We start from the raw sequence: 11,787 nt of genomic DNA on the forward strand, positions 1-11,787 counted from the left end.
CGTCGTTCGTACTTCGTTCGCGATGTGCGAAAGACGAGATACGAGAGACGAACGACGAAGGACCAGTGGTGGGGATGGACGTGAGACGAACGACGAACGACGAACGACGGACACAGGCGTGCGGGGCAAGAAGGTGCTGGTGCTCGGCATCGGGGCGAGCGGAACGGCTGCCGCGAAACTCCTTGTGCGCGAGGGGGCGGTCGTGAGCTGCAGTGACCTCAGCGAAGCAGATGACGCCAGGCGGCGCGCCTCCCGGCTCGAGGCCGTGGGATGCCGAATTGAGCTCGGCCGCCACACGGAGCGCTTCGCGCGCGGGGCTGAGATGGTTGTCATCAGCCCGGGGATTGACCCGTCTCTCCCGTTCGTGAGGGAGATGGCCCTCCGCGGCGTCCCGGTGCTGTCGGAGATCGAACTCGCGTATCGCTTTTGCTCCCGTCCGATCGTGGCCGTAACCGGAACGAACGGGAAGACCACGACCGTGGCATTGATGGAGCGCGTGCTGGTGAGAGCAGGCCGCGACGCCGTTGCCTGCGGGAACATCGGGAGGCCTTTCTCCGACGTGGTCGGAGAGGGCCGCGAGCCGGAGATTGTAGTGCTCGAGGTGAGCTCCTTCCAGCTCGATGGGGTAAGTCGCTTCAAGCCTTGGATTGCGGTGGTGCTCAACGTGGCGGATGATCACCTCGACCGCTATCGGGGGATTGAGGACTACAGGAAAGCCAAGGCGATGATCTTTCGGAATCAGGATGGCGGCGACTGGGCGATCGTGAACGCCCGGGAGCGGGCTGGCTTGGAGCGGTTGGGCGCGCTCAGGAATCAGCCGGTCCTTGAGTTCAGCGCCGAGGGTGACGTGGACGGGGGGGCGTGCGTGCGGGAAGGATCGCTCGTGGTCAAATGGCGGGGGGAGATTGAGACGGTGTGCCCTCGCGATGAGGTGCGGCTCACGGGTGGCCACAATGTCGAGAATGCGCTCGCGGTAGCCGCCGCGGCGACGGTCTGCGGTGTGGGACCTGAAGCGGTGGGAGAGGTGCTGAGGAGTTTCAGCGGCCTCCCGCACCGGATGGAACCGGTCGGGACGTGGAACGGCGTGAGGTTTATCAATGATTCAAAAGCGACCAACCCGGACGCGGTGATCCGCGCACTCCAGGCCGTGGCCGGGCCTGTGATCCTCATCGCCGGGGGGAGGGACAAGGGGTTTGACTATTCAGTCCTCAGGGGGGAGATCTCGAAGAGGGTTAAGGTCATCGTACTGATCGGCGAAGCCCGGGGGAAAATGAGGCGTAACCTCGATGGTGCGGCCGAAACGTGTGGTGCGGAGAGCATGCCCGAGGCGGTGCGGGCAGCGGCGGAGCGCGCGGCGCCCGGCGACACCATCCTTCTTTCGCCCGCCTGCTCCAGTTATGACATGTACAAAAGTTTCGAGGAGAGGGGTGAGGAGTTTAAAAAAAGCGTTGTGAAGCTAATGACAGATGACAAAGCACAAATGACAAAACCTAATGGTGGCAAAAGGAAAAATCAAATAATGGGAGTCGGCTGAGTTTTGTCATTTGGATTTTGTCATTTGTCATTCAACCAAGGAGGTTGTTATGAGCGGGCGTAATTTAGTGATTGTGGTAGTGGGCGCGCATGTCAGCGTGCTGATCCTGGCCGTGCTCTTCGGGGGGTGCGTCAAGGGGAAAAAGGTTCCCAAGCTCACCACCGCAGCTCCCGTGCAGGAGATCCGCGCGCCGGAGGCCATGCCGGAATCGATCGTCGAGCCCAAGGGGATGGTCGAAGAAACTGACCTGCTGGTAGCACGTGAACCCGAGGCGATCTCTCCGAAGGCAGAAACAGCGCTCCCATCGGCTCCGCAGGCGGGGGCCGGCCTGGGGAAAGAGAAGGGTGCGGCCACTGCTGAGCAGAAGGAAACGATCATAGCGGGCGCCGCCGCGCAAAAGGAGGAGGCGGTAACAGCCGCCGCTGAACAGAAAGAGGTGAAAATAGCGGCTGCGGTCGAGCGGAAGGAGAAGGAACTCTTGGCCGCGGGTGAACCGAAGGAGAAAGGGCCAATCGTGCCTGAGGTCAAACGGCCTGCCGCCGCGGCGATACCGGCGCCGGCGGCAGGGGTTCAGAAGGATGCGGGAGGGACACATAAGGTTGCACCCGGCGAGAGTCTCTGGAAATTGAGCCAGCGGTACGGCGTTTCTGTGGCAGACCTCGCGGGGGCGAACAACCTGAAGGCGGATTCGGCCATACGCGTCGGTCAGGTGCTCATGATTCCCGGCCCGGTGGCGTTACCTGAGCCGAAAGCCCAGGAGAAGGCGCCGGCGGGAAAGGCGTCCGCCGCGGCACTGAGGCCGAGAGCCGGGGAGAAGGCGCCGGCGGGAAAGACGCCCGCCGCGGCACTGAGGCCGAGAGCCGGGGAGAAGGCGCCGGCGGAAAAAACGGGAGTGTCCGGCGTCTTTAAAAAGCACGTCATTCAGAAGGGTGAAACGCTTTCATCTATCGCGAAGCGGTACAGGGTGCCATTGAAGAGGCTGGTTGAGGTCAACAGGATCGAAGATCCCGGCAAGGTCAGGGCGGGCCAGTCGCTTGTGATACCGCAGTGACGAGCGCGTGATGCGGACTGCGTGTCCGAGGGGGAAGGGGTGAGTGGGGTGCAACAGCGGACGCTCCTGTTTGTGACGGTGGTACTGCTCCTCAGCATAGGGGTGGTGATGATCTATTCCACGAGCGCCTTCTTCGCTCAGGATACGTTCAACGACAGCTATTATTTTCTCAAGCGGCAGGCGCTCTGGATCGGGCTCGGCCTGGCGGCGTTCGCGTGCGCGGTCAATATCGACTACCACGACCTGCGCACATACAGTCTCGCGTTCCTCTTCACAAGCATCGCGCTCCTCGCCCTGGTGTTCATGCCGGGGATAGGCAGGACGGTCGGGGGCGCGAGCAGGTGGATCCGGCTTGGCTATTTCAATTTTCAGCCTTCCGAGATGGCCAAGTTCACGCTCATCCTCTACATGGCCGATGTGATGGCGAGGAAGCAGCGGCAGATCGAACAATTCCGGAAGGGGCTCGCGCTACCGCTCGTCCTCTCCTTCCTGATACTCGGCCTTGTCATCATGCAACCCGATCTGGGGACGACGGTCCTCATGGCCCTGATCGTGGTCATCATGCTGTTCGTGGCGGGTGTGCGCCTCCGCCTCCTGCTGCCGCTCGCCCTCGCCGCGCTGCCGGCGATCTATGCCCTTGTGCTCGGCTCGGATTACCGCAGGAAGCGCATCATCGCGTTTCTCAATCCCTGGGCTGATCCCGAAGGGACGGGGTTTCAGATCATTCAGTCCTTCATCGCCCTTGGTTCCGGCGGCCTCGCCGGCATGGGGCTCGCGCAGAGCCGGCAGAAGTTCTACTACCTGCCCGCGGCGCATACGGATTTCATATTCTCAATCATAGGCGAAGAGCTGGGGCTCATCGGCACGGGAGTGATCGTCACTCTTTTTCTCATCCTGCTCATTCTGGGAATGATGATATGCCGGAAGGCCCCCGATTTCTACGGGCATCTCCTCGCGCTCGGCATCGTTTCGGTGATCAGCCTCCAGGCGATCATCAACATCGCCGTGGTGACGGGGACGCTGCCGACGAAGGGGCTGCCGCTCCCCTTCATCAGCTTCGGCGGTTCCAGCATGATTGTCAACCTGTTTGCGGTCGGCGTGCTGATGAATATCGGAAAGCATATGGGAGTGGACATGGCGACTCACTACCTGGAGGCGCATTCCGACAGGACGTTCAGAATATGAGGATCGCGTTCGCCGCGGGGGGGACCGCGGGGCATCTGTACCCGGCGCTCTGCACTGCGGATGAGCTGCGCAGGCGCGATCGGTTGTTTGAGGCGCTGTTCCTGGTTTCGCGGCGGGGGAGGGAGCGGGAGATTCTTGAGCAGTACGGTTTCCCGTGTGAGGAGGTCTCCGCGAGTGGCTTCGGGGGAGCGCTCTCCCTGAGGATTGTTCCTGTGGTGGCAACGATGCTGAGTTCATACAGGACGTCGCGCGCGCTGATGAGAGGAAGGGGAACGCAGGCGCTCATCGGCTACGGTGCGTACGTGTCCGTTCCACCCGCGCTCGCGGCGCGGGCGCTCGGGCTGAAGGTGATCATCCACGAACAGAACGCGGTGATGGGACGGGCGAACCGAGTGCTGGCGCGGCTCGCGGACAGAGTGGCACTGGGGCTGCCGCTCTCCGATGAACACCAGTGGGCGGAGAGGGGGTACCTGCTCACGGGTATCCCCCTGCGGCCGGAGATGCTCCAGGGGGTGACGAGAGAGGAGGCGCGGGGGTATCTCGGCGTGGATCCCGGCGCGTTCACTGTCCTCGTGATGGGAGGGAGCCAGGGGGCTCGGGCGATCAACAGGATGGTGGCGGAGGGGAGCGGCCTCCTCGCGAGGGGCGGAGACCTCCAGGTTGTCCACCTGAGCGGGAGAGGAGACTATGACTCGGTGGTCAGGGCGTACGCGCGCGTCGGCCTCAGGGCGGTGGTTGTCCCCTACCTGAGAGAGATGGAGTGGGCGTATGCGGCAGCGGATCTCGCAGTCTGCCGCGCGGGCGCGATGACACTGGCGGAGCTCGCCCAGTCGGGGCTTCCCTCGGTGTTGATCCCGTACCCGCGCGCGGTGGGGGATCATCAGGCGGCGAACGGGCGCCTCTTCGAAAGAATCGGGGCGGCGCTCCTCCGGGACGAGTCAGGGCTGAGCGCAGAGGGGCTCGCGGCAATCATACTGTCACTGAAGAGAGACGCGGCGGCCATGAAAAAGATGTCGGCGGCGGCCAGATCGCTGGCCTCGCCTCGCGCGGCTCAGAGGCTCGCGGATCTGATAGAGGAGACCGTGTGCAATCCGTGAGCCGCCGCTCGTGGCCCGTCTCCCGCTCTGCGAGCAACTAACTGCCGCGGAACATCAATAAAATTGGCACCTGATTAACCTGATTAGTCGGATGAGTAAGAGTTCAGGGCTAATCGGAGAAATCAGGTGCAGAAAGTAAGTCGCGAAGCTAACCGCGCAAGAGGAACGAATCACCGGCTCATCGGTAATATTACTCATGATCGAGGAAAGGATCAAGGCAGAGTTGATGAAGATCGCCGGCCCCAGGGTGAGATTCAACGAGCCGCTCTCTCGACACACGTGGATGGGGATCGGAGGCCCTGCAGATGCCGTTATGGAAGTCGCAGATGATCGTGAGCTCAGAAAGCTGTTGCGTGTATGCCGGAGTGAAGCGATGCCGTTGCTGTTGCTGGGCGGGGGCGCGAACCTCATCGTGAGGGACGGCGGATGGCGTGGCGTGGTGGTGAGGCTTTGCGGGGATCATTTTACCCGAATTGAATTCCGCGGGGAGCGTGTGCGCGCGGGCGGGGGGGCGTCCCTTGCCGCGCTCATTGACGAAACGGTCAGCCGCTCGCTGAGCGGGCTCGAGTGTCTTGCGGGGATTCCCGGGACGGTGGGTGGAGCCGTGAGAATGAATGCGGGTGCTCACGGCGTTACGTTCGGCGAGCTGGTGGATGCGGCGAGCGTGATGGATCGGCGCGGCCGCACCAGGCGCGTCGAGCGGAGCGCGATGGGATTCTCGTACAGGGGGTGCGCGGCGGCGAGGGATGGGGTCGTGCTGAGCGTGGAGCTGACGCTGAGGGAGGGGGAGCGGCCTGAGATTGAGGAGCGGTTCTCACGATACCGGGGGGCGCGCGCGTCCGTGCTGCCGGCGGAGCCGAGCGCGGGCTGCGTTTTTAAAAATCCCCCGGCGGGGTGTTCCGCGGGCGAATTGATCGACCAGCTCGGCCTCAAGGGAGCGCGGTCGGGAGGGGCGTCCGTGAGCGAGCGGCACGCGAACGTAATCGTGAACAGCGGGGGCGCCACCGCCCGGGATGTGCTCGCGCTCATGGAGCTCATCAGGGGGAAAGCGCGCGAGGAACGGGGCATTGATCTGGAGCCCGAGGTGATTGTGGTCGGGGAAGACGGCACGGCATAGTATGCTGGCCTAGACGTTCAATAAAACAGCACCTGATTAGCCTGATTACGCTGACAGGTGGAAATTCATGTGGAGTCAGAGCAAACTTGTCCTGAGCACTTCGGCTAGGCTCAGTATAAACTCAGTCGAAGGATCAGGTGCGAGAGTTGATCACATAATGGTGCGACGATGTGGAAACGGAACGCGCGGCTGAAGAGGAAGCGCCGCACAATTATTTTTAATGTGGATGTCGCCCGGCGCCGCAGGCCCGGGGCATCCCCGAGGCGGGGAGCGGGGAGCGGCGGCCGGGCGAGAGTGAAACTCGCGCTCATGGGCGCGGGGGTGCTCGCCGTGTGTGTGTGCGCGGCGGCACTCCTCAACGGGCGGTTTCTGAAGCCGTCGGGCTTTACCGTCAGGTGGATAGAGGTGAGCAACGAGGAACTCCTCTCCAGGGAACGCATCAGGACGCTCGCGGGCATAAAAGTTGGAGACAACCTGTTCTCCGCGGATCTCCAGAAGATCCGCGCGCGCATCTGCGCGCATCCTGATATCAGGGACGCGATCGTGAGCCGCAGGCTGCCCGGAGGGATCCTGATACGGGTGCATGAGCGATTCCCTGTCGCGGCAATTTTCTGCCCTTCGCTGAGCCCCCCTCGGCAATTCCCTGGACAAGCAGGGCTTCGCCCCTCGGCAGGCTCCCCCCGGCCGAGCCCCGGACAAGCGGGGTTTGCCGCGGGGATTTTGGGGGGGGAGGGCATGCGCCGTTGTGTGGTGGATGCGGAAGGGGTTGTCCTTTCCGCGAGGAAGGAGAGGAATAGTAAATCACTGCCCGTGCTCATCGGCCTGAAGCTGGCCGGGGTACGCCCGGGCGACAGGCTCTGTTCCGCAACGGCGAAGCGTGCGCTCGGAATCGTGGAACAGTGCCGGGAATCGGAGCTGTGCCGTCAGTTGGAGCTGGTGAGCGTGGATGTGAGTGACCCTGATAACTATGTGATGAGGTCAAACGTCGTTCAGGAGATCCGTCTCGGCAACGAGAATCTGGGGGAGCGGCTCCGGCTCCTCTCGTTTATCCTGAAGCAACGCACGTATCGCGGGCTGGATGGCCCCGCGAGCTACATTGATCTGCGGTGGAAGGACGTGGCCGAACTGCCGCTCTCAAAGGAAATTATCGCCAGGAAGTAGCTGCCTGAGCGTCACGCCGACCTGCAGGTAGTGTCAAAAGTTCTATGAAAGAGCTGAATGCAACCACAGATTGCACAGATAGTTGTGAAGATTTTGGGGGGGGAAGCAGTCTGCGCCAATCTGTGGTGAATAAATCTGTGGTAAATGGAGAAAGAAAAGAATTTCCATACAGCGGCTTAATTATACGGATGTTACCACAGATGAATCACCACTGATTTACTCAGAAAAGGCATAAATAATCAGAGAAATCTGTGGTTGCTTTACAATATCTTTTGACATTACCGACCTGCATAAGAGGAGAAAATATGAACAATGGTTCGAGTTTGATCATAGGTCTGGACGTCGGGACCACCAAAATCTGCACGGTCGTCGCGGAGATCGACAAGACGACCAGGTCCGTGCGCGTCATAGGCCTGGGGCACGCACCCTCTCGCGGCCTGCGAAAGGGAGTGGTGGTTGACATGGACGGCGCGGTGGAGTCCATCGTCAAATCCATCGAGGATGCGGAGAAGATGGCGAATGTCGAGATACACTCCGTGTTCGCCGGGATTACGGGAGGGCACATCAGGAGTTTCAATAGCCGTGGCGTCGCCGCGATCGGTGAGCGGGGTGAAATCACGGAGAAGGACGTCGAGCGCGCAATCACCGCCGCGCGGGCCGTCTCGCTTCCCGCTGACCGGGAGATTCTGCACACGATCCCCCGGGAATTTACAATAGACGGGCAGAGCGGCATCAAGGAACCCAGGGGGATGTCGGGGGTTCGACTGGAGGCTGAGGCGCACATCATCACGGGGGCGATCACCGCGACGCAGAATATTATCAAAAGCATCAACCGCGCCGGATTCGAGGTGGAGGACATCGTGCTGGAGTCGCTCGCATCCAGCATCTCGGTGCTGAGCGAGGATGAGAAAAATTCCGGCGCGCTCCTCGTTGATATCGGCGGCGGGACGACTGACTTCGTGGTGTTTTATCGGGGCAGCATCAACCAGTCACATGTGCTCGCGGTGGGGGGGGATCATGTGACGAATGATGTCTCGATCGCCCTGAGAGTGCCGATCACCCTCGCCGAGGAAATCAAAAAGGCGCACGGGAGCGCGCTGGAAGATCGCGTTGATCCCGAGGAAGAGATAGAAATACCCACGGGCGCCGACAGGCTCCCTTCGCGCTACAGCAAAAGAGAGCTCGCGAGGGTCATCGAGCTGCGGATGGGAGAGATCCTCTCTCTGGTGAGGAGGCATGTGGACCGTTCCGGCGTACGGAGGCTCCTGGGGTCGGGAGTGGTGCTCACGGGAGGCGCGTGCCTCCTGGATGGAACAGTCGAGTTGGCCGAAAAGATATTCAACCTTTCGGTGCGCCTGGGCACGCCCACGGGGATCTCCGGTATCGCGGAGGCGCTCGATAGCCCTCTGTACGCGACCGGCGCGGGCCTCGCCCAGTATGGGTACCGCAGCAGGATGGAGGGAAAAATCTCCAGGTTCAAAGTCAGGAGCAGCTTCGCGAGGGTTGTGAACCGCGCGCGCGAGTGGCTCGCGAGTAGATTTTAATGCATCACCACAGATAAACACAACAGCCGATAGTGTAAGGTTGAAAGTTGAAAGAAAAGTAATGCCTCAATTATGAGGGGGTTTGTCACTCCTGCGAACGCCTGCCTATGCCGAAGCGGCTTCGCGCAGGCAGGCAGGAGTACAGCTTTAAAAAGTTTTAACGCTGGATTCCTCCCGCTTAGCGGGACGGGAATGACGATTATATGGTTATCCCCCGCTAACTGAGGGTTTGCAAAGAAAATAGGTAACTGCTCAGGAGCCAGAATTCAGGGTTAATGCACTTACTCGAAGAGGTCAGTAAGCTCCTGGAAGCTTATGCGCGATCCATTCTGGATTCTGGCTCCTGGCTTCTGACTACCTGAGTAGTTACGAAAATAGTTAAAAATAGCCCAGTATACCAACGCAATGGGGGGAGAACATGATTACCGAGAACACCGAGGCAATCAGGCCGGTGCGCATCAGGGTGCTCGGCATCGGCGGGGCAGGGTCGAACGCCCTTGATCAGATGCTGAGAAGCAACATAGAAAATATCGACTATATCGCCATCAACACCGACAGGCAGGCGCTCGCGCGCTCGAGTGTCGCGCGTAAAATGCGTATCGGAGAGAGAATTACACACGGCCTCGGAGCGGGCGGAAATCCCGATGTCGGCCGGCAGGCGGCAATGGATTCACTCGCGGAGATCGAGGAATCGGTGGCGGATTGCGACATCCTTTTCATCGTCGCGGGATTCGGAGGGGGCACGGGAACGGGGGTCGCTCCCGTGGTGGCGCAGGCTGCGCGGGAGAAGAATATCCTCACGGTGTGTATCGCCACCACGCCGTTCGATTTCGAAGGGCAGAAGCGGAAATCGCAGGCGCTCGAAGGGGTGCGAAGGGTTGACGATCATGCCGACACGATCATCACTGTCGCCAACGATAAGCTCTTCCAGATCGCCGATATGAACCTCTCACTGGCTGAAGCGTTCGCGTTTACCAATGACATTCTGTCCGAGGGCGTGCAGTGCATCGCGAGGCTGATCAACAAGACCGGATTGATCAATCTTGATTTCGCCGATGTGCGCACGATCATGGCGAACGGCGGGAGGGCGGCGCTCGGTTTCTCGGCCAGCTCGGGTCAGGGCAGCGCCGTGGAGGCGGCCCGCAGGGCGCTCGAAAACCCGCTCTTTGATCTCGAGGCGCTCCCGCGCGCGCGCGGGATTCTAATCAGCATAATGGGAGGAGACGATCTCGGCCTGAGAGAGGTCAAGGAAGCCGCGGAGAAGATCAGCGAGCTCGGGAACAGGAACGCGCATGTGATCTTCGGGGCCGTTGTGGACGCGGAATTCCGCGGGCGGCGGCTCGTGACGGTTCTGGCCACCAGTCTCGATGGCGAGCGGGCGAAGGCTGAAGAGGCCCAGTCGGCAGTGAGCGGGGCGCAGGCGCATGAACCAGTCCCCCAGCAGACGCTCATTGACCTGGATTTCAACAGCTATGAGCATTTCGAGGACACGGAGCCGACGATTGTCGAAGGGGAGAACCTTGATGTCCCGACCTTCCTGCGTAAGCGGGTGCAGGTTACTACAGGGGTAAGGGATTGGGGATAAGGGAATAGGTGAGAGGTGATATGTTTTGCTTATCCCTTCTCCCTTATCTCTTCTCTCTGTAGTTAAGGGCGGTTACCGGCTAGTCTAGATCACGATACTCGCCTTCTAGACGGCATACCGCCCTTATTTTTTATTCCCCTCGAGATCTAATGTCGGTTCTTACGATGGAAGAAATGGTACTCCGGCGTCGTTTCGCGGAAGTCGAAGCGATTCTGTGTGAGTGATATTGTATATTTGTAAAGGTTTGACGCCCAAGCCCCGTTCAGCCACTATGCGCCCGCCCGCACAGCGGCGATTCTCGGCAATGCTCCAGTACCGATGTTCCTTCCCGTCTTTGAACCGCCGATGACACTTCAGGTACATGATGGCAATAGACTACCGCAGCCATTCCATACTTGACAAGGGGTAGGTCTGTACTACACGCACTTTTGAAAATCCGCCTGTTGCAGTGCAGACAGTTGCGCGATTCCTACCCCTGAAAATAGCGGATTTTCAGGTCCCGTTGCGAAAGTCTGGTTAAGACCAAGTCAGAGTAACATAATCGCATTCATAAACGCCCCAGAGCTCAGAATACACTTGACGTTTAAGGTATAAGTAGACATATTCCAAGAGATAGGAACAAAGTTACCAATTTAGGTATGAACAAAGTAGTCACTCCTCATCAAAAATGACCATAAGAGCATATCCTATAAATCAAGCATAGCTTGCAAGACAGCGCTATCTTGCTCAGATGCAGCAGGTTAGATTTGACTCAATAAATTAGCAAAGATAGTGTCCTATTGGCACCGTTCTTGCTCCTATAAGTATTAATGAGGAGACACGCTGCCCAAGCGTGGTATGGAAAATTATCTCAAAAGTTAGGCCGGGCAGAGCGTTTGGATTCCTGATTATGCCCCATGAGATATGCGAGATCAACATGAAAAGTGAATGCAGGTTGCTTTTTCTGCCTCTCTTGGTTCTCGTGATCATGGTTTCAGGCACGGTCTGGGCAACTCATCAGGATACACTCAACAGCCCTGCGACGCGGGGAACCTGCGTGCAGCAGGCGTACAACCTTGAAGTAAATAATTTCGGCCAATCTGCTGTTGATATGTATGGTATACAGTTACTCGAACCGCTGGACCGGACAGTAATGAGCGGGCATTGAAAATACTCTTTGACATGTGCAGCATTTTTCAATATGACTATCGGGTTAACTCAGAATCATAACAAGTTGCAGTTCAAGCAGAAACAGACACCGACTACTCAGAAACTATCGAATATCGGACATTATTAAATTGCATGATGTTGTTAAAATATCGTTTCCTGCTGCTATCCAGTTAATTAAGCAATCAGGAGGCTAAATATTTGATGAGTTAACCCGATAGTCATAAGGAGTGATGAAGCCATGCCATACAGGAAGATAAGGGTAGAGGCAAAAGTTGAAGCGATCACGAGGGTTTTCCGGGGTGAGCGGGTGACCGCGGTAGCAGCTGCCATGGGGATAGACAGGAATTCGCTCGCGATGTGGGTG

9 protein-coding genes are annotated in these 11,787 nt (G+C 59.2%); all 9 read left to right on the top strand.

Annotation, left to right across the window (positions count from 1 at the left end):
- Positions 1-22 precede the first annotated feature (22 nt).
- Complete coding sequence (gene murD, locus NTX71_01715; protein MCX6338621.1) at positions 23-1,534, top strand: UDP-N-acetylmuramoyl-L-alanine--D-glutamate ligase; 1,512 nt, start codon at positions 23-25, stop codon at positions 1,532-1,534.
- A 49-nt stretch (positions 1,535-1,583) separates the two neighbouring features.
- Complete coding sequence (locus NTX71_01720; protein MCX6338622.1) at positions 1,584-2,585, top strand: LysM peptidoglycan-binding domain-containing protein; 1,002 nt, start codon at positions 1,584-1,586, stop codon at positions 2,583-2,585.
- 39 nt (positions 2,586-2,624) lie between these two features.
- Entirely contained in the window at positions 2,625-3,770 is a 1,146-nt protein-coding gene (ftsW, locus tag NTX71_01725; GenBank protein MCX6338623.1) for a putative lipid II flippase FtsW, read from the top strand.
- Positions 3,767-4,867: an undecaprenyldiphospho-muramoylpentapeptide beta-N-acetylglucosaminyltransferase gene (murG, locus tag NTX71_01730; GenBank protein MCX6338624.1), complete on the top strand. Its 1,101-nt coding sequence runs from the start codon at positions 3,767-3,769 to the stop codon at positions 4,865-4,867. Before ftsW ends, murG begins: the two co-directional genes overlap by 4 nt.
- 196 nt (positions 4,868-5,063) lie before the next feature.
- A complete protein-coding gene (gene murB / locus NTX71_01735; protein ID MCX6338625.1) occupies positions 5,064-5,984 on the top strand; it encodes a UDP-N-acetylmuramate dehydrogenase in 921 nt (306 codons plus the stop codon).
- Positions 5,985-6,152: 168 nt separating this feature from the next.
- Positions 6,153-7,145 (top strand): FtsQ-type POTRA domain-containing protein, encoded by a 993-nt coding sequence (locus NTX71_01740; GenBank protein ID MCX6338626.1) that lies wholly within the window; start codon positions 6,153-6,155, stop codon positions 7,143-7,145.
- A 305-nt stretch (positions 7,146-7,450) separates the two neighbouring features.
- A complete protein-coding gene (ftsA, locus tag NTX71_01745; GenBank protein MCX6338627.1) occupies positions 7,451-8,689 on the top strand; it encodes a cell division protein FtsA in 1,239 nt (412 codons plus the stop codon).
- Positions 8,690-9,107: 418 nt separating this feature from the next.
- The gene (gene ftsZ, locus NTX71_01750) at positions 9,108-10,274 is read left to right on the top strand and encodes a cell division protein FtsZ (protein MCX6338628.1); all 1,167 of its coding nucleotides are present in this window, start codon (positions 9,108-9,110) and stop codon (positions 10,272-10,274) included.
- Between the two features lie 832 nt (positions 10,275-11,106).
- Positions 11,107-11,421 (top strand): hypothetical protein, encoded by a 315-nt coding sequence (locus NTX71_01755; GenBank protein ID MCX6338629.1) that lies wholly within the window; start codon positions 11,107-11,109, stop codon positions 11,419-11,421.
- Positions 11,422-11,787: the final 366 nt, after the last annotated feature.

The sequence above is a fragment of the Candidatus Auribacterota bacterium genome (assembly GCA_026392035.1).
GTDB lineage: Bacteria > Auribacterota > Tritonobacteria > UBA1439 > UBA1439 > JAPLCX01.

Excerpts from the sequence above, each read along its gene's own strand:
- ftsZ (MCX6338628.1), top strand. The coding sequence starts at position 9,108 with ATGATTACCGAGAACACCGAGGCAATCAGGCCGGTGCGCATCAGGGTG.
- murD (MCX6338621.1), top strand. The coding sequence starts at position 23 with ATGTGCGAAAGACGAGATACGAGAGACGAACGACGAAGGACCAGTGGT.
- ftsA (MCX6338627.1), top strand. The coding sequence starts at position 7,451 with ATGAACAATGGTTCGAGTTTGATCATAGGTCTGGACGTCGGGACCACC.
- murB (MCX6338625.1), top strand. The coding sequence starts at position 5,064 with ATGATCGAGGAAAGGATCAAGGCAGAGTTGATGAAGATCGCCGGCCCC.
- NTX71_01720 (MCX6338622.1), top strand. The coding sequence starts at position 1,584 with ATGAGCGGGCGTAATTTAGTGATTGTGGTAGTGGGCGCGCATGTCAGC.
- murG (MCX6338624.1), top strand. The coding sequence starts at position 3,767 with ATGAGGATCGCGTTCGCCGCGGGGGGGACCGCGGGGCATCTGTACCCG.
- NTX71_01740 (MCX6338626.1), top strand. The coding sequence starts at position 6,153 with ATGTGGAAACGGAACGCGCGGCTGAAGAGGAAGCGCCGCACAATTATT.